Source organism: Streptomyces sp. NPDC001100, from assembly GCF_053598575.1.
Genome location: NZ_JBSFKO010000002.1, coordinates 60649 through 77682 on the forward strand (window position 1 = coordinate 60649; position 17034 = coordinate 77682).

At 69.9% G+C, this 17034-nt stretch carries 18 protein-coding genes; 5 read left to right on the top strand and 13 right to left on the bottom strand.

Features of this window, described 5'->3' with window-relative positions; genetic code table 11:
- The 7 genes from ACWDEW_RS02515 to ACWDEW_RS02545 all read right to left on the bottom strand — a co-directional run bounded on the left by ACWDEW_RS02515 (position 1) and on the right by ACWDEW_RS02545 (position 6038).
- On the bottom strand, positions 1-942 hold the full coding sequence (locus ACWDEW_RS02515; RefSeq protein ID WP_450508857.1) for a type II secretion system F family protein: 942 nt from the start codon (positions 940-942) through the stop codon (positions 1-3).
- An 11-nt stretch (positions 943-953) separates the two neighbouring features.
- Positions 954-2294, bottom strand: a complete 1341-nt coding sequence (locus ACWDEW_RS02520; protein WP_019072776.1) for a CpaF family protein — start codon at positions 2292-2294, stop codon at positions 954-956.
- Positions 2295-2371: 77 nt separating this feature from the next.
- Complete coding sequence (locus ACWDEW_RS02525; protein ID WP_450508859.1) at positions 2372-2728, bottom strand: TadE/TadG family type IV pilus assembly protein; 357 nt, start codon at positions 2726-2728, stop codon at positions 2372-2374.
- Position 2729: 1 nt separating this feature from the next.
- A complete protein-coding gene (locus ACWDEW_RS02530) occupies positions 2730-3113 on the bottom strand; it encodes a TadE/TadG family type IV pilus assembly protein (protein WP_450508861.1) in 384 nt (127 codons plus the stop codon).
- Between the two features lie 5 nt (positions 3114-3118).
- Positions 3119-4369 carry an AAA family ATPase gene (locus ACWDEW_RS02535; RefSeq protein WP_450508863.1) on the bottom strand — a complete coding sequence of 417 codons (1251 nt, stop codon included), beginning with the start codon at positions 4367-4369 and terminating at the stop codon, positions 3119-3121.
- 9 nt (positions 4370-4378) lie between these two features.
- Positions 4379-5092 carry a Flp pilus assembly protein CpaB gene (gene cpaB / locus ACWDEW_RS02540; protein WP_450508865.1) on the bottom strand — a complete coding sequence of 238 codons (714 nt, stop codon included), beginning with the start codon at positions 5090-5092 and terminating at the stop codon, positions 4379-4381.
- 103 nt (positions 5093-5195) lie between these two features.
- Positions 5196-6038 (bottom strand): hypothetical protein, encoded by an 843-nt coding sequence (locus ACWDEW_RS02545; RefSeq protein ID WP_450508866.1) that lies wholly within the window; start codon positions 6036-6038, stop codon positions 5196-5198.
- A 342-nt stretch (positions 6039-6380) separates the two neighbouring features.
- Between ACWDEW_RS02545 and ACWDEW_RS02550 the strand changes: the two genes are divergently transcribed.
- A complete protein-coding gene (locus ACWDEW_RS02550) occupies positions 6381-8069 on the top strand; it encodes a chitinase (RefSeq protein ID WP_450509469.1) in 1689 nt (562 codons plus the stop codon).
- A gap of 59 nt (positions 8070-8128) precedes the next feature.
- Here the strand turns inward: ACWDEW_RS02550 and ACWDEW_RS02555 are convergent, their stop codons facing one another.
- The gene (locus tag ACWDEW_RS02555) at positions 8129-8383 is read right to left on the bottom strand and encodes an antitoxin (protein WP_450508868.1); all 255 of its coding nucleotides are present in this window, start codon (positions 8381-8383) and stop codon (positions 8129-8131) included.
- 206 nt (positions 8384-8589) lie between these two features.
- On the opposite strand from ACWDEW_RS02555, the gene ACWDEW_RS02560 reads away from it, so the two are divergent.
- The 4 genes from ACWDEW_RS02560 to ACWDEW_RS02575 all read left to right on the top strand — a co-directional run bounded on the left by ACWDEW_RS02560 (position 8590) and on the right by ACWDEW_RS02575 (position 12417).
- Positions 8590-8967, top strand: a complete 378-nt coding sequence (locus tag ACWDEW_RS02560) for a hypothetical protein (RefSeq protein WP_450508870.1) — start codon at positions 8590-8592, stop codon at positions 8965-8967.
- 91 nt (positions 8968-9058) lie between these two features.
- On the top strand, positions 9059-9577 hold the full coding sequence (locus tag ACWDEW_RS02565; protein ID WP_450508872.1) for a SigE family RNA polymerase sigma factor: 519 nt from the start codon (positions 9059-9061) through the stop codon (positions 9575-9577).
- A gap of 70 nt (positions 9578-9647) precedes the next feature.
- Complete coding sequence (locus ACWDEW_RS02570; protein ID WP_450508874.1) at positions 9648-10889, top strand: hypothetical protein; 1242 nt, start codon at positions 9648-9650, stop codon at positions 10887-10889.
- A 163-nt stretch (positions 10890-11052) separates the two neighbouring features.
- Positions 11053-12417 carry a M14 family metallopeptidase gene (locus ACWDEW_RS02575; RefSeq protein ID WP_450508876.1) on the top strand — a complete coding sequence of 455 codons (1365 nt, stop codon included), beginning with the start codon at positions 11053-11055 and terminating at the stop codon, positions 12415-12417.
- Between the two features lie 16 nt (positions 12418-12433).
- On the opposite strand, the gene ACWDEW_RS02580 is transcribed toward ACWDEW_RS02575, so the two are convergent.
- From ACWDEW_RS02580 to ACWDEW_RS02600, 5 genes are all read right to left on the bottom strand, one after another.
- The gene (locus ACWDEW_RS02580; RefSeq protein WP_450508878.1) at positions 12434-13093 is read right to left on the bottom strand and encodes a hypothetical protein; all 660 of its coding nucleotides are present in this window, start codon (positions 13091-13093) and stop codon (positions 12434-12436) included.
- A gap of 75 nt (positions 13094-13168) precedes the next feature.
- Positions 13169-14644 carry a GntP family permease gene (locus ACWDEW_RS02585; protein ID WP_450508880.1) on the bottom strand — a complete coding sequence of 492 codons (1476 nt, stop codon included), beginning with the start codon at positions 14642-14644 and terminating at the stop codon, positions 13169-13171.
- Positions 14645-14775: 131 nt separating this feature from the next.
- Positions 14776-15180 carry a RidA family protein gene (locus ACWDEW_RS02590; RefSeq protein ID WP_450508882.1) on the bottom strand — a complete coding sequence of 135 codons (405 nt, stop codon included), beginning with the start codon at positions 15178-15180 and terminating at the stop codon, positions 14776-14778.
- Positions 15173-15946, bottom strand: coding sequence for an IclR family transcriptional regulator (locus ACWDEW_RS02595; RefSeq protein WP_450508884.1), 774 nt, complete (start codon positions 15944-15946; stop codon positions 15173-15175). The genes ACWDEW_RS02590 and ACWDEW_RS02595 overlap by 8 nt, the downstream gene beginning before the upstream one ends.
- Entirely contained in the window at positions 15943-16989 is a 1047-nt protein-coding gene (locus ACWDEW_RS02600; RefSeq protein WP_450508886.1) for a sugar kinase, read from the bottom strand. Before ACWDEW_RS02600 ends, ACWDEW_RS02595 begins: the two co-directional genes overlap by 4 nt.
- Positions 16990-17034 lie beyond the last annotated feature (45 nt).

A 17034-nucleotide genomic window follows, 5' to 3' on the forward strand; every position in this document is an offset into this window, starting at 1 on the left:
TCAGACGTCGATGCGGGACAGGCGGCGGATGAGGACGAAGCCGACCGCGTACAGCCCGAACGCGATGATCACGCAGGCCTGGCCGATCGGGGAGCCGGTCATCCGGTCCAGGGCGCCGGGTTTCACGCCGTTCATCAGGAAGAGGGCGCCCACGCCCATCACCGGAACGGCGTACGAGGTCATGTTGACCTGGGAGAGCTGGGTGCGGACCTCGCGGCGGGTCTCCTTGCGTTCCTCCAGGGTCTCGGTGAGGTTGCGCAGGGCGCTGACGACCTGGCCGCCGGCCCGGTTGGAGAGCACCAACGTCGTGACGAGGACGACCAGTTCGCGGGAGGGGAGGCGGTCCGCCAGCTCGCTCAGCGCGTCATCCATCGAGGCGCCGACCGCCAACTGGTTGGCCACCTTGGCGAGTTCCTCCCCGGCCGGTGCCTCCAGCTCCTCCGCCGCCATGCTGATGGAAGTGCGCAGGGCGAGTCCCGCGTGGGTGGCGTTGGCCATGATGCGGGCCAGTTCGGGGAGTTGGTTGATGAACTTCTCGATGCGTTTCTGGCGCTGCCAGTTGAGGAACTGGATCGCCACCCCGATGCCCAACAGCCCCGCGATCGGCCCGAAGAAGGGTGCCAGGGACGCCTGGCCGATCAGCCAGAGGGCGGCCACCGTGGCCAGCATGTAGACGAAGAACTCGCCCGGTGTCATGTCCAACCCCGTTGCCGACAGGCGTAGTTCGAGCTTGCGGCCGAGTCGGGTGCGGCGCAGTCTGCGGTCCAGGCCGCGGAAGCGGCGGGCGCGGCCGAGCTGGATCTGTCCGGTCGACGACAGCCGGTCGACCAGGGCCGCGCGCTGTGCCCTGCCCGTGGCGTAGGCGTGCACGCCGGCGACACCCAGGACGCAGGTCAGCAGGGTGATGCCGATGGTGAGCGTGACGATCGTCTGGAGATCCATGGGGTCGGTCCCTACCTACTGGCTTCTCTGAGGGCTAGGTGTTCCGTGCTCTGGGCGACGCCGAAGGCCTGCGGCAGCGGCTGGCTCGCCATGTAGAGGCGGTCGGCGGTGCGGCGCGAGAGCGGGAAGTACTCGAAGACGCCGTAAATCCGGCCGTCGGCGGCGATGGGCTGCGGGCTGAAGCGGGCGACCGTGGCCAGGCGGTACGGCTCGCTGCCGTGGCTGTCGAGGAGGGCGATCTCGGTGATCCGGCGGGCGCCGTCGGCGAAGCGGGTGAGCTGGATGATGACGTCGATCGCGCTGTTGATCTGGTCGTGCAGCGCCTCGAAGGGGATCTCCACCTCGGACATGGACGCCAGCGTCTTGAGGCGCATCAGCGCGTCCTCCGCGCTGTTGGCGTGGACCGTCGCGAGGGAGCCGTCGTGGCCGGTGGACATCGCCTGGAGCATGTCGAGGGACTCGCCGCCCCGGACCTCACCGACGACGATCCGGTCGGGGCGCATCCGGAGGGAGTTGCGGACGAGGTCGCGGATGGTGACCTGGCCCTTGCCCTCGACGTTCGGGGGGCGGGCCTCCAGCCGGATCACGTGCGACTGCTGGAGCTGGAGTTCGGCGGAGTCCTCGATGGTGATGATGCGTTCGGTCTCCGGGATGAGGCCGGAGAGGGCGTTGAGGAGGGTGGTCTTCCCGGTGCCCGTGGCGCCGGACACGATGATGTTGAACTTCGCGTGCACCAACCCCGCGAGCAGGTACAGCATGTGCTCGTCGAGCGAGCCGAAGCCGACCATCTCCTGGAGCGTGAAGGAGCGCGGGAAGCGGCGGATGGTGAGCGTGGCGCCGGTCAACGACAGGGGCGGGATGATGACGTTGACGCGTTCGCCGGACGGCAGTCGCGCGTCGACCATCGGATTCGACTCGTCCACGCGGCGGTTGACGGTCGACACGATCCGCTCGATCGTCTGCATCAGCTGGTCGTGGGAGGGGAAGCGCAGCGGCAACTGCTCGACCCGGCCGCCGCGTTCGACGAAGATCGCGTCCGGGCCGTTCACCATGATCTCGGTGATCGACGCGTCTTCGAGGAGCGGTTCGAGGATGCCGAGGCCGAGTGCCTCGTCGACGACCCGGCGGATCAGCTGCGAGCGCTCGACCGTCGAGAGGACCGGGCCCTCCCGGCTGATGATGTGCCCGAGCACCCGCTCCAGGCGGGCCCGTCGCTCGGCGGCGGCCAGCGCGCTCATCTCCGCGAGGTCGATCTCCTCCAGGAGTTTGGCGCGGTACGAGGCGACCATGTGGCCTTCCTCGCCCCGATGGCCGTTCTCCTCGGGATGGTTGACGCGTTCCCGCAGACCCATGAGTGCTGTGCTCCTCGCTCCTTGTTCAGTCGAGCCGTGTGGTTCGGTGGTGATGGTCGTGTGCCAGTGGTGCTGTGTCAGTGGTCGAGCGGCATGGTGGCGGTCTTGCTGGCGTTGCCGAAGCCGTCGTAGCCGGGGATGACGGACGGGATCGCGATGGAGGCGGTGACGGTGACCGTGTCCACGCCGAACGTGGCCGGGCAGCCGACGACCGTGAGCCCGGCGCTGACCGCGTCACTGCACGCCGGCTGGGAGCCCTGCCGCAGCGAGGCGCTGCGCGCGCCCGCCCGGGCCGCCGTCCCCGCCTGCTCCGCGGTGTAGGCGATCAGCCCCAACTGCACCGCGGCCAGGGTGACGAGGATCAGGATCGGGATGAACCCGAGGTATTCGATGGCGACTTGACCGCGGTCGCGCACCTTACGGTCGTAGGACATCTCAGTTCGTCGCCTCCTCTACGGCGCCCGCGTGGGCGTGGACCGTGAAGGGGAAGGCGATCGAGCCGGGGAAGAGGACGGGCACCTGGAGCCTGACGTCGGCCGTGACGTAGCCCGTGCCCTGGCAGGTCACCTCGGCGTCCCCCCTCCACGCGGCGGACAGCTTGCTGAGGCCCGCCTGTTCGCAGGCGGCCTGGCGTTCGCCCCGGGTGGCCGCCGTGCCGGCCCGTACCGCCTCGTCGGCAGCATTCCCCGCGAGGGTGTAGGTGTACCCCACCAGCACGAACTGCCACATCAGCACCAGCGTCAGAATGATCAGCGGGGTCATGCCGAGGAACTCGATGGTGACCTGGCCCCGGTCTCTCCGCAGGACGGACATCCGCATCCCCCTCACTCCCTACGGCGCCGGAAGCTCACCGAGCCGCGATCGCCGCCGCCCCGGGTCCGGCCGCCCTTCTGGGCGACTTCGGGGACCTTGACCAGTCCGAGTTCGCCCGCGAGACCCCAGAGGGCCTGTTTGACCACGCTCTTGTTGTCGAGTTCGTGCAGGCGGCCGGCGTCCACCGCGCCCTGGAGTTCCTTGAAGTTGGCGGGGATCGCGGTGGCGGCGACCGCCGTGCCGGTGATCCGCTGGATGAGGGCGGGCTGGATCTCCGTACCGCGGGTGTGCCGGTTGACGACGATGGTCGTCTCCTCCGCCTTGCGGATCTGCAGCCGGTCCCACATGCGGACGGTGCGCTTCGCGGCGCGTACGGCGACCACGTCCGGGGTGGTGAACAGCAGGGCGGTGTCGGCCATTTCGACGGCCGCCGCGCTCGCGCCGCTCATCTGGGCGCCGCAGTCGATGACGACGACCTCGTAGCGGGAGCGCAGGGCGCTGACGATCTGGCGGGCGGCCCGGTCGGTGACCTCCTCGCCGCGTTCGCCCTCGCCGGGGGCGAGCAGCAGCGCCATCCCGGTGTCGTGGCGGAACACGGCGTCGGCCAGGACGCGCGGTGAGATGTCGGTGATGGCGGCGAGGTCGACGACGGAGCGGCGGAACTGGACGTCCAGGTAGGAGGCGACGTCGCCGGTCTGGAGGTCCATGTCGACGAGCGCGGTGGTACGGCCCGAGGTCTGGGCGGCGAGGGCGAGTTGGATCGCGGCGAGGGTGGCGCCGACCCCGCCCTTGGCGCCGCTGACCGTGACGACGGTGCCGCCGACGCCGGTGAACACGTCGCCGCCGTGGCCGAGATGACGCCGTACGCCCACGGACCAGGCGGCGACGGCCTGGACCCGGGTGGCCAACTCCTCGTAGCTCAGCGGCAGGGCGATGAGGCCGCGCGCGCCGGAGTCCATGGCGGCCTGGAAGAGGCCGGGGCTGGCGTCCGTGGTGACGAGGATGACACCCACCGCGGGGAAGCGCAGGGCGACCTCGCGGACCAGCTCCAACGCCGGGACGGGACCGATGCGTTCATGCACCACCACGACCTCGGGCAGCTCGTCGACGGACTCGGCGGCGAGCCGGGCCAGGGTGTCGATGAGCTGCGTCGAGTCGGCCACCGGGGCCACCGGGTCGGCGTCCGGGAGCTGGCTGAGCAGGGTCGTGATGGCGCGGATGGCGTCCGCGTCACCGACCGCCGGGAGAATCCTGGTGGGCATGCGGGCCTCTCACTTGTCCTTCGCGAGTTCGTACGTCCGGTCCTGCTCGGGCACGGTCGTACCGGTGCCGGGCGCCACCAGTGCCAGCCGCACCCGCTCGGCGAACGACTCGGCGTAGGTGATGCGCTGGGCGTCCAGCGTGGACAGCGCGAAGGTGATGGGGACGGCGTTGGTGGACTGCTGCTGGTTCTTGTCGCTGTTGCTGCCCGGGTCGAGGGCGGTGATGTGGCCGACGTCGATGACCTTCGCGTTGGTCACAATGATCTTCGACTGGTCGGGGTCGCCCTCTTTCGCGCCCGCGAAGGTGGCGTACACGTTGACCGTGGAGCCCGGGGTGATCTTGCCGGCCACGCCGGTGGCCGCGTCGATCATGATGGCGACCTCCTGCTGCCCGGGCTGCAGGGCCGGCTGGTCCACGATCATGTCGGTCTGCAGCAGGGATCCGCTCCGCAGGGTGGTCACCGCGATCTTGCCCTGGATCTGCCGGAGATCGGTCACGGCGTTGTCCGACAGCCACCGCTTGGGCATCTCGATCTTCTTGAACTGCGCGGCGGAGAGGGTCGTGTAGGGCGCCACGTCGTCCTTGACCTGGTAGGCGGCGACTTCGGGGCCGACCTTGGACTTCACGTCGCTGATGACGGAGAGGACGCCGGCGAACGCGCCGAGGGCGCAGAGGACCGACAGGAGCAGGAGTATCACGCCGCGGCGCTGACGGGAGTTCATGAACCGTACAACCTCATTGGGGATATCGGTCGAGCGGAAATGAGCGGATCGAGCCGGGTCGAGCGGGACCAGGTGCTGTAAGCGTGTCCTGTGAAGGGATGACTTATCCGCTGGGCGTTTGGTTCTCGTGAACGGGCGGTGTTGCCGAGCAGAAGACACAACGGTCGCCGATGACGTCGATACCGCACCAATGGCACACGGACTGCCGTACCGAGGTGACCAGTTGGTACAGCACCGACAGGTCGGGCAGATACGTACAGAACTCGATCAGCTTGCCCGTACCCCACCAACTCGCCGACTCGGCGGGCAGGGTGACCTCGCGCAGCCCCATCGCGTTCCAGGCCGGGGCGAGGGTGGTGCCGATCCAGTCGGACTGCAGCTGGCCCTTGGCGACCAGCATCCAGGTGCCGAACTCCGGCCCGGCGAGGGCGACTCCGGGGCCGACCCTGACGAGTTGCGGCTCGGGATGGGCGATCACCGCGAACTGACTGCCGGGCACCCAGGACTTGGCGTGCGACTTGAGGCCGACGGGGACCCGGTCCAGCCTGGTGACCGAGCCGAGGACGGCGCCGGCGTGGATGTAGTGGGTGAGCAGCCGGCCCGCCGAGGCGAGCACTCCGGGGCTGAGGTCGCAGGACGCGAGCTGCCTCAACTGGCGGGCCAGGACGGCGAGTCCAAGTGGGGGGAGATTCGGACGGAACAGGGCGATCCGGTCGGTCTCCAGGATGGACCGGATGGTGTGCAGCCGTCGGTCGACGCCCTCGGACACGGCCTGCGAGGACACGACGACGACATGCCCGTGCTGGTCGATGAGGCCCTGCATCTCCGACAGCGCCTGGTCCAGCGGCCGTTGATCCAGGTCCCGCAGCACGACGGCGGGCACGGTTCGTTCGTCCTGTGGCGGCAGCGCCATGTCGGCGCTGGTCACGGCAATGGCAGTTGGCACGCGCAGCTCCCCGTCTCACGCCTGTCGGCTTTCCGGTATTACTCCGGTACGCCGAGTTGACTTCACTGCGTGACTACCTCAGCACTGTATCCACGCCCCTGTGACCGGAGAACAGCGTTTCGGTAGCTGTCCCGCAACTGTCATTGCGCACAACACGCCAAAACGGGGCAGGTCGAGCAGCTGATCGTGGCCGGGGTGCCGAATCCACCGCCGGACAAGTTGGTCTGGACCTCTTGACAGCCGATTGGTCTGGACCAACTCTGGACTCCACGGTGGCCACCGTCGACAGCCCCAGTCCCTCCAACTCCCCCACCGGAGGCATCAGTGGACCGCGCACCAGGCATGCCCGTACTCAGGAACAGACGTCTGTGGGCCGGGGTCGCCATGGCCGTCCTGGCCCTCTCCTTCGCGGGCACCGGCCAGGCGTCCGCCGCCGACATCAACAACGCCAAGAACGCCGGCTTCGAGTCGGGCCTGACCAACTGGACCTGTACGGCGGGCAGCGGCACGACCGTCTCCTCCCCCGTGCACAGCGGCGCGGCGGCCCTCAAGGCCACGCCCGCCGGGCAGGACAACGCCCAGTGCAGCGAGTCGGTCGCGGTCAAGCCCAACTCGACGTACACGCTGAGCGCGTGGGTCCAGGGCGGCTACTCCTACCTGGGCGTGACGGGCACCGGCACGACGGACGTGTCGACCTGGACCCCCGACACCACATCCTGGAAGCAGCTGTCGACGACGTTCACGACGGGCGCCTCGACGACCTCCGTCTCGGTGTACACCCACGGCTGGTACGGACAGGCCGCGTACTACGCGGACGACATCTCGGTCTACGGCCCCGACGGCGGCGGTGGCAGCGACCCGGCCCCGACGGTCCCCGCGACCCCGACGGGCGTCTCCGTGTCCTCCACGACGTCCTCCTCGGTCTCCCTCGCGTGGAGCGCGGTGTCGGGAGCGACGGGCTACAACGTCTACCAGAACGGCACGAAGATCACGGCGGTGACCGGAACGTCCGCCACGGTGACCGGACTCACGGCTTCGACCTCGTACTCCTTCCAGGTCACGGCGACCAACTCGGCCGGTGAGTCCGGGAAGTCGACGGCGGTGACGGGCACGACGACGGCATCGGGCGGGAACGGTGGCACGGGTCTGCCGAAGCACGCGGTGACCGGCTACTGGCAGAACTTCAACAACGGCGCGACCGTCCAGAAGCTCTCGGCCGTCTCCTCCCAGTACGACATCATCGCGGTGGCCTTCGCGGACGCGACCTCGACCCCGGGCGCGGTCTCCTTCACGCTCGACTCGTCCGGGCTCGGCGGCTACACGGTCGACCAGTTCAAGGCCGACATCGCCGCCAAGCACGCGGCCGGCAAGAAGGTCGTCATCTCGATCGGCGGCCAGAACGGCACGATCTCGGTCAGCGACTCGGCGTCCGCGACGAACTTCGCCAACTCGGTCTACTCCCTGATGCAGACGTACGGCTTCGACGGCGTCGACATCGACCTGGAGAACGGGATCAACGCGACCTACATGACACAGGCGTTGAGGTCCCTGTCGTCGAAGGCGGGCTCCTCTCTGATCATCACGATGGCGCCCCAGACGATCGACATGCAGTCGACGTCGAACGCGTACTTCCAGACCGCGCTGAACGTGAAGGACATCCTCACGGTCGTCAACATGCAGTACTACAACAGCGGCACGATGCTGGGCTGCGACGGCAAGGTCTACGGCCAGGGCACGGTCGACTTCCTGACGGCTCTCGCCTGCATCCAGCTCCAGGGCGGCCTCGCCCCGTCCCAGGTGGGCCTCGGTCTCCCGGCCTCCACGAGCGCGGCCGGCAGCGGCTACGTCTCCCCCACCATCGTGAACAACGCCCTCGACTGCCTGACCGCCGGCACCAACTGCGGCACCTTCAAGCCGTCGAAGACCTACCCCGACCTCCGGGGCGCGATGACCTGGTCGACGAACTGGGACGCGGCGGCGGGCAGTTCGTGGTCGAACTCGGTGGGAGCGCATGTGCACGCGCTGCCGTAGCGGATCGTGGTGAACGGGGGTGCGACCGGGCTGCCCGGTCGCACCCCTCCGCGTTGCGCCTACTCCGCGGGCCGGTCCTTGCCTTCGGAGTTCCCCGTCCTCCCCGCGTTCCCCGCGTTTTCGGCGAGCCTGTCCAGCAGTGCCTGCGCCTTGTCGACCGCGCCGTCGATCTGCTCGCTGTGCCTGCCGCCCGTCTTCTCGTCGACGAGCTCACCGGCCTTCTCCAGCCCGTCGGAGATCGTGTCCCCGTGCTCCCCGGCGATCTCCTCGGCCTTGTCCTTGAGCTTCCCCAGGTCCCCCAGGTTGTCGAACACGGCAGATCCCCCTCGCTGCAACGGCCGTACACGGTCAGGGACATGGTCCTCACGGCAGCCCGCGGAGAACAAGACGGCTCCGGCGCGACCGCCCCGGCGGACGGAGGCGCGGGGTGGGCGTGTTCGGGGCGCGGTCGCATCGCCGGGACCCTCCGCGCGGGGCCCGGGCTCATCCGGCCCCGGCCTGGACCGGAGATGATGGGTCCATGCCGCCCGTGCCCGTCGACCCCCGTGCGCTGAACGACTCCGAGCGAGCCGTGCTGGAGTGGATCCTCTCGGCCGACTTCGCCGGCGCCCCCGCGCTGCGCGGCCAGGTGGAGCGGACGGAGGTGGTGGCCGTCCGGGGGCCAGGGTCGGTGAGCGTCGACCTGCGGGTCCGCGAACCCTCGCGGCACGCGGCGATGGCGTCCGAGCTCGTCCCCGTCGACGCGCACGTCCACGGACCGGACGGCGAGTACGTCGGGGAGTTGCTGGTGTGGACCGACGAGGGCGCCACCCTGGCGGCCCTGGAGTACGCCTGGGTCACCGACGGGATGCCGACCTCCCTGCCGGCCACCGATGCCGTACGACTCTCCGTGCGCTGATCGGCCCCGTCTGAAACATTCCTGTGGGTCCACCGCATCAATGAAGTGAGGGCGGTGCGGGCAACAGCCCGCGGGGGCAGGGGGAAACGGTATGAGACGACAGGGACGCGCCGACGAGTACGCGGAGTTCGCCGCCGCACGCGCCGGGCATCTCTATCGGTCCGCCTGTCTGCTGACCGCCGGGGACACGCATCTCGCCGAGGACCTGGTGCAGGAGACCCTCGGCAAGCTGTACGTCGGCTGGGGGCGGATGTCCCGGATCGGCAACCCCGCCGGGTACGCGCAGACCGTGCTCACCCGTACGTACCTCGCCCACCAGCGGCGCCGCAGCAGCACCGAGCGCGCCACCGACGTCCTGCCCGACCGGCCCGACCCCGGCGGCACCGCCGGTGACACACCCCTGCGGCTGACCCTGCTCCAGGCCCTGTCCCGGCTGCCCGCGAAGGACCGGGCCGTGGTCGTCCTGCGCTACTGGGAGGACCGGTCCGTCGAGGAGACCGCCGACGTCATGCACGTCAGCTCCGCCGCCGTACGCACCCGCTGCGTCCGCGCCCTGGGCCGGCTGCGGGAACTCCTCGGCGAGAACCTCGACGAGTACGCCCGCCCCTGACCGCCCCGCCGGCCTCTCCCGCCCCTCCCGCCCCTCCCGCCAACTCCCCTATGCGAAACGGTGGTTCGCCATGCCCGACGCACACTCCAGCGACAGCGCCGACCCCTTCGAGACACGGCTCGCCGCCGGCCTCCGGGAGGCGGGGGGCGCCTTCGAGACCGACCGGGCCGCGCTCGTCACCGCGGGTGCCCTCAAGGGCCGACGGCGGCTGCTACGGCGCCGGAACGCGGCGGTGATGAGCGGCGCGGCCGGTATCGCCCTCGTCGGCGTCGGCACGGCGGTGCTCCTGCCGAGCGGCTCCCCGGACGTACAGGGTTCCCCGGCCACGTCCACCCGCGCCTCCGCCACCTCCGCTCCCGCCCCCGTCTCCGGCAAGGACCTGTTCATGACGCTCGGGCACCTGATGGGCAACGGCTCGTACACCAGGATCGAGACCCGTGGCACGGACGAGGGACCGGGGCCGTACGTCCATGCCGTCTACGACGACGGGAAGGGCAAGTCGGCCGTCGAGCTGAGCCTGGGCCGACTGGAGCCGGGGAGCGACGAGGCGCGGCAGGCCACCACGTGCCCGGCGAAGGTGTTCACGCACTACGACGCGTGCCGCACGAGCCGGCTGGCGGACGGGTCGGTGGTCATGGTCCTTCAGGGGTACGAGTATCCCGACCGCCGGGTGGACACCAAGTTGTGGAGCGCGGAACTCGTCACCCCGCAGGGGCAGCACGTGAGCGTGAGCGAGTGGAACGCCGCCGCCGAGAAGGACTCACCGATCACCAGGCCCCAACCGCCGCTGTCTCCCGCCCGGTTGACGAAACTCGTGGCTTCGGAAGCGTGGCGGCGGGCCATCGACGCGATTCCCGAGCAGACGCCGACGGCGACCCCGGCACCGGGCGACACCGCTTTCGGCGCTCCCGTCGCCCCGACCCTCAGGAGCCTGCTGCCGAAGGGACTCACCGTCTCCGACAGCAGCGGTGACGACACCGGATTCGGCTATCTCGTCGTCGACGACGGCAAGGGAAAGAGCTTCGTCCAGGTCAACGTCCAGGCGAACATGTCGGACGCCGAGGGCGACCTCTTCGGCTCGGACGCCGAGGTCCTCTCCGACGGCACGAAGGTCGCCGAGCACCAGGGGCCCGGCGAGAAGGGCGGCTCGGGTGTCGTGATGTGGACCGTCGACACCATCCGCACCGACGGCACGCGCGTGGTGATCAGCGCCTTCAACTCCGGTGCCCAGGACACCCCTTCGACCCGCAAGACCCCGGCCCTGACGATGAAGCAGCTCCGGGCGATCGCCCTGAGCCCGAAGTGGCGGTGATCCGGCCACCGACTTGGGACGCACTTGACCTGACCATGCCAACACATCAACATAGGCGCCACACAGGAACACCCGGAGGAACCCGCACAGGAACTCCCCACCCGCACGCCGTACTTCACGCACGTCGCACTGAAACACCCCCCAACTCCAGCAAGGAGATTTCATGCGACTTCGCATACGCGGCTCAGGCGCCCGGAGCGGCAGACGCACCGCCGCGCTCGCCGCCCTGATGGCCCTCGCCCTCGCCGCCCCCGTCGCGGAGACGGCCACCGCGGCGAAGGCCACCGCCGACAGCGCACGGCAGGCCTCCCCGACCGCGGACGACATCCGTCAGTACGAGATCCACGTCGACCACAACACCCCGGTCACCCGGACGGCCATCGCGGCGGCCGGCGTCACCGTGGACGAGTCCGACGGGGAGACCGTGGTCGTCTCCGGCCGCGCCGCCCAGATCAAACAGCTGCGCCAACAGGGCTACGACGTCTCGCTGTTGGGCTCGGCCCCGGACCGCTCGACGGCGGCGGACGGCGCACGGCTCCTCGACTTCCCCTCGGCCGACTCGAAGTACCACAACTACGCCGAGGCGAACACGGAGATCGACCAGCGGCTCGCCGCCTACCCGGGCATCATGAGCAAGAAGGTGATCGGCAAGTCGTACCAGGGCCGGGACATCGTCGCCATCAAGGTCAGCGACAACGTGGCCACCGACGAGAACGAGCCCGAGGTCCTCCTCACCTTCCACCAGCACGCGCGCGAACACCTCACGGTAGAGATGGCGTTGTACCTGCTGCGCGAGCTGGGCGCGGGCTACGGCACCGACTCCCGCGTCACGAACATCGTCAACAGCCGCGAGATCTGGATCGTGCCCGATCTCAACCCGGACGGCGGCGAGTACGACATCGCGACCGGCGCCTACCGGTCGTGGCGCAAGAACCGGCAGCCCAACTCCGGCTCCTCCAACGTCGGTACGGACCTCAACCGGAACTGGAACTACAAGTGGGGCTGCTGCGGCGGCTCTTCGGGCTCGACCTCGTCCGAGACCTACCGGGGCGCGTCCGCCGAGTCGGCGCCCGAGGTGAAGGTGGTCGCGGACTTCGTGCGGAGCCGGGTCGTCGGCGGGAAGCAGCAGATCACCGCGGGGATCGACTTCCACACGTACAGCGAACTGGTGCTGTGGCCCTTCGGCTACACGTACTCCGACACCGCCACCGGGATGACCGCGGACGACGCCGCCGCGTTCAAGGCGGTCGGGCAGAAGATGGCCGCGAGCAACGGCTACACGGCCGAGCAGTCCAGCGACCTGTACATCACGGACGGTTCGATCGACGACTACCTCTGGGGCACCCAGAAGATCTTCGACTACACCTTCGAGATGTACCCGACGTCCAGTTCCGCGGGCGGGTTCTACCCGCCCGACGAGGTCATCGAGCGGGAGACCTCCCGGAACCGGGACGCGGTGTTCCAACTGCTGGAGAACGCGGACTGCATGTACCGGTCCATCGGCAAAGAGGCCCAGTACTGCGGCTAGCCGGCCATCTGTCCGGCTAGTCCTTGCGGACCTCGGCCTCCGCCTCGGCGAGCGCGGCTTCGTCCACCTCGGCGGACTCGTCGTCCGCGTCCTCGTCGCCGTCCTCGAAGTACGCGTCGAGGACGGCGTCGAGCTGCGTCTCCCACTCGGCGAACCGGCTCCTGGCCGCCGCCTCGATCTCGATCGGGTACCAGCGGCGGTCGGGAGTGTGCACCGTGATGGTGAACCGCTTGCCGAAGCGCGGGGTCTCGGTCTCGACGGCACCGATCTCGTCCCAGCGGAACTCGCACGCCTGGTCGTCCAGGCGCAGTCGTACGCCCTTCTCGTCCGCGACGATCTCCGCACGACGGTCGGAGGCCTCGAAGACGGGCCCTTCGGACTCGTCGTCGGAGCCGGTGTCACCCGCCTCCTCCTCGGAGTCGTCCGCGTCGGAGTCATCGGCCTCGGCGACGGCCTCCTCGGCCTCCGCCTCCCCGTCCGACGGCTTCCCGCCCTCGGGCTCCTCGGTCTCCGGCTCCTCCGCCTCGGTCTCCACGTCCTCCGCCTTCTTGTCCTCCGGTTCGTCGGAGGACACGGCGGGTGCGGTGAGCCCGGGAATGAAGGCCGGGTCGAATCCGGCGCCCGTCACGGGCTCGCCCTTCAGGGGCTGGCTGCTCGAACCTATGCGCTGCTCCACAGCGGGCAGTATGGTCGACGATCCTGTGTCGCACACAGCCAGCCCCAACTTTGTTATCAGACGCCTACAAGCGGCTTACACGAACACACTGAGCACAGCCGCCACCGCGAACCCCGCCACCGACAGCACCGACTCCAGCACCGTCCACGTCCTCAGCGTGTCCCGCTCGCTGATCCCGAAGTACTTGGCCACCATCCAGAAGCCGCCGTCGTTGACGTGCGAGGCGAAGATCGAGCCCGCCGAGATGGCCATGATGACGAGCGCGACGAAGGCCTGGGAGTGGTCGCCCTCGGCGAGGAGGGGGGCCACGATGCCCGCCGTCGTCACGATCGCGACCGTCGCCGAGCCCTGGGCCACGCGCAGGACCAGGGAGATCAGGTAGGCGAGGACGGCCACCGGGAGGCCCACGTCGTGGAAGGTGTCCGAGAGGGCCTGGGCGACGCCGCTCGCCTTGAGGACGGCGCCGAAGACCCCGCCCGCGCCGACGACCAGGATGATGTTGCCGACGGGCTTGAGGGACGCGGTGGAGACGGTCTCCAGGGACTTGCGGGACCAGCCCCGGCGCAGACCGAGGAGGTAGTACGCGAGGAGGAGCGCGATGGTCAGGGCGACGAAGGGGCTGCCGAAGAACTCCACCACCGAGCGGCCGGTGGACGGGTCGAAGGCGATCGACGAGAAGGTGGCCGCCAGGATCAGGACCAGGGGCGTGCCGATGATCGCGAGGACCGTGCCCAGCGCCACCGGCTGCTCCTGCGGTACGACACCGGACGCGCGCTGTTCCTCGATGACCGCCTGCTTCGCCTCGGCCGCCGCCTCGACCATGTCCTGCGGTACGGCGACGAAGATCCGCTTGCCGACCCAGGCCGCGTAGGCCCACGCGGCGAGCACGGCGGGGATGCCGACGACGATGCCCATGAGGATGACCCAGCCGAGCTGGACGTGGAGGAGCCCCGCGGCCGCCACCGGGCCGGGGTGCGGCGGGAGGAAGGCGTGGGTCATCGACAGGCCCGCGAGCAGCGGCAGGCAGTAGAGCAGGATCGACTTGCCGCCGCGCTTGGCGGCCGCGTACACGATCGGCGCGAGGACGAAGATGCCGACGTCGAAGAAGACCGGGATGCCGAAGATCAGACCGGTGAGGCCCATCGCGAGGGGCGCTCGCTTCTCGCCGAAGAGATTGAGCAGCCGGGACGCCAACACCTCGGCGCCGCCGCTGACTTCGAGGATCGCGCCGAGCATCGTGCCGAGGCCGATGATGATCGCGACATGGCCGAGGATGCCGCCCATGCCGGACTCGATGGTGGAGACGGCGTCGGAGCGCTGGACCGTGCCGAAGAGTTCGGTGACGGACAGGCCGGCCAGCAGGCCGACGGTTATGGAGACGGCGAGGAGGGCCACGAAGGGCTGGAGTCTGACCTTGATGATCAGGAAGAGGAGGAGCGCGATCCCGATGGCGGCGACCGTGAGCAGGCCTGCCGTGCCGTCGAGGAGGAGGAGCAGGCCTCCGGTGTGGGGTGGGGTCGCGGGGGCGGTGGCGGCGAGCGGTAGGGACATGGTGGGGGTCCTCTTGATCGTCGTAAGAACATGGGGCTTTCGGGCAGGGGGAATCGCGGCACGGCACCCCGGGGGGCGCCGAACCGTCGTACGGTGTGCGGGAGTTGAGGCGGTGTCAGCTCAGAGCGCGGTCAGCCCAGGACGGCGAGCGCGTCGATCTCGATGAGCAGGCCGGCGGGCAGGCCGACGTAGACCGTCGTGCGCGCGGCGGGGACCTCGACGAGGCCCTCGAAGTACTCGTTGTAGATCGCGTTCATCTCGGCGAAGTGGTCCACGTCCGTCAGATAGACGCGGATCATCATCACGTCCTCCCAGCTCGCGCCGCCCTCCTCCAGGATCGCCCGGACGTTGGCGAGGGTCTGGAGGGTCTGCTCGCGCAGGGTCGGGCCGGCCGGTGTCGGGGGTTTGCCCTCCTCGGCGGGGAGGAAGCCGACCTGCCCGGCGACCTGGAGGATGTTCCCCTTGCGGACGCCGTGCGAGAACTTCGCGGGCGGGATGGTGTGGGTCTTGGGCGTGAGCGCGATCTTGTCAGTCATTCGGGTCCTTTGCTGAAGTCACTGGAGTCCTGCCGGAGTACTCGCCACTGATGGCGTCCGCCGTACGACGGACCAGCGGGAGCAGGGTGAGGAGTTCGTCGGCGGTGACGACGACGTTGGGCGCGGAGACCGACATCGCGGCGACCACGCGTCCGTCGGCGCCCCGGATCGGCGCGGCGACGCAGTTGATGGATTCTTCGTGGCCGCCGAGGTCGGTGGCCCAGCCCTGTTCCCGCACCTTCTCCAACTCCCGCAGGAATGCGGGGGCGTTGGGGGTGGAGCGGGCGGTGTACATGGGGTAGTCGAGCTTGTCGGCGAGGGCCCGCCGCTCGGTCTCCGGGAGGTCGGCGAGCAGCAGCTTCGCCACACCCGCGACCGTGATCGCGACGGGCTTCCCGATCCGCGAGTACATGCGCACCGGGTAGCGGCTCTCCACCTTGTCGATGTAGAGGACCTCGTTCTCCTCGTACACCGCGAGGTGGACGGTGTGACCGCACTGCTCGTTGAGTCGTACGAGATGGGGGTGGGCGATCTCGCGGATGTCGAGGTTCTCCATCGCCTCCTGGGCGAGGGCGATGAGTCGGGCGCCGAGGCGGTAGCGCTGGTCGGACTGCCGGTAGACGAGGCCGTGCTCGTGCAGGGTGCGCAGCAGGCGCAGGGCCGTCGACTTGTGGACGTCGAGGCGCTCGGCGACCTGGCCGAGGTCGGCGGGGCCCTCGGCGAGCAGCGGCAGGATGCTGAGGGCGCGGTCGACGGTCTGACTCATGGTGTACGTACCTCCTCGTCGGCCCGGTCGGCGGCGTCGGTCCAGCCGGGGCCGAGTCGAAGTCTCCCCCACGCCCGGTCGTCGAGGGCGACCAGGCGGTCGGCGTGGTCGCGGGCCGGGGGCGCGGCGAGGTCGCCGGGGACGGTGAGGGCGGCGGCGGCCGTGAGATGGGCGTGCCGCAGCCGGTCCCGTACGGGCAGTCCCCGCAGGGTCGCGGAGAGGAACCCGGCGGCGAAGGCGTCCCCGGCTCCCACCTCGGCGACGACGTCGACGTGCGGCGCGGGCACGAAGGTGACGGAGTCCTTGTGGAAGACGGTGGCCCCGCGCCCGCCCTGCTTCACGACGAGCGTCTCGGGGTCGGGGAACGCGGCCCGTACGGCATCGGCCCCGACCAGCCCCCAGACCTCGGCGGCCTCGTCCTCGCCGACGAAGACGAGGTCGGCGCCGCGTGCCAGCTCCAGCAGCACGCCCGGTCCGTCGGCCGAACGTCCCAGCGCGGGGCGGTGGTTGACGTCGAAGGAGATCAGCGGCCGGTGCGCGCGGAGCGCGGTCAGTTCACGGACCAGGCCGAGGCAGCCCTCGGAGAGCATCGGGGTGATCCCTGACAGGTGCAGCACCCGTCCGGCCCGTGCGGCGGCCAGGTCCACGTTCGTCGCGGCCATCGCGGAGGCGGCGGATCCGGCCCGGTAGTACGCCACCTCGTGCGCGTCGGTGGCCCGGTCCCCGGCGGTACGGAAGTAGATGCCGGTGGGGCGCACGGGGTCACGCTCCACGGCGGACACGTCCACCCCGTACCCGCCGATGGTCTCGACGAGGTGGTCCCCGAAGCCGTCGGCCCCGACCCGGCTGACCCAGCGGACGCTGTGCCCGGCGGCGGCCAGTACACAGGCTACGTTCGACTCGGCGCCGCCGATGGCGCGGTCGAAGGTCGGTACGTCGGCGAGGCGGCCGGGACGGCCGGGCAGGAAGGTGACCATGGACTCGCCCAGCGCTACGACGTCGACGACGTCACGGGCGACGGTGGACTGTCCGTCGGCGGTCACGATGGTGATGGCTCCTCGTCGGTGCACCGGTTTGCGGCGGCTCCG

Coding starts and splice junctions, on each gene's coding strand:
- ACWDEW_RS02575 (WP_450508876.1), top strand. CDS start 11,053: ATGCGACTTCGCATACGCGGCTCAGGCGCCCGGAGCGGCAGACGCACC.
- ACWDEW_RS02550 (WP_450509469.1), top strand. CDS start 6,381: ATGCCCGTACTCAGGAACAGACGTCTGTGGGCCGGGGTCGCCATGGCC.
- ACWDEW_RS02560 (WP_450508870.1), top strand. CDS start 8,590: ATGCCGCCCGTGCCCGTCGACCCCCGTGCGCTGAACGACTCCGAGCGA.
- ACWDEW_RS02535 (WP_450508863.1), bottom strand. CDS start 4,369: ATGCCCACCAGGATTCTCCCGGCGGTCGGTGACGCGGACGCCATCCGC.
- ACWDEW_RS02570 (WP_450508874.1), top strand. CDS start 9,648: ATGCCCGACGCACACTCCAGCGACAGCGCCGACCCCTTCGAGACACGG.
- ACWDEW_RS02590 (WP_450508882.1), bottom strand. CDS start 15,180: ATGACTGACAAGATCGCGCTCACGCCCAAGACCCACACCATCCCGCCC.
- cpaB (WP_450508865.1), bottom strand. CDS start 5,092: ATGAACTCCCGTCAGCGCCGCGGCGTGATACTCCTGCTCCTGTCGGTC.
- ACWDEW_RS02525 (WP_450508859.1), bottom strand. CDS start 2,728: ATGTCCTACGACCGTAAGGTGCGCGACCGCGGTCAAGTCGCCATCGAA.
- ACWDEW_RS02515 (WP_450508857.1), bottom strand. CDS start 942: ATGGATCTCCAGACGATCGTCACGCTCACCATCGGCATCACCCTGCTG.
- ACWDEW_RS02595 (WP_450508884.1), bottom strand. CDS start 15,946: ATGAGTCAGACCGTCGACCGCGCCCTCAGCATCCTGCCGCTGCTCGCC.
- ACWDEW_RS02530 (WP_450508861.1), bottom strand. CDS start 3,113: ATGCGGATGTCCGTCCTGCGGAGAGACCGGGGCCAGGTCACCATCGAG.
- ACWDEW_RS02585 (WP_450508880.1), bottom strand. CDS start 14,644: ATGTCCCTACCGCTCGCCGCCACCGCCCCCGCGACCCCACCCCACACC.
- ACWDEW_RS02520 (WP_019072776.1), bottom strand. CDS start 2,294: ATGGGTCTGCGGGAACGCGTCAACCATCCCGAGGAGAACGGCCATCGG.
- ACWDEW_RS02565 (WP_450508872.1), top strand. CDS start 9,059: ATGAGACGACAGGGACGCGCCGACGAGTACGCGGAGTTCGCCGCCGCA.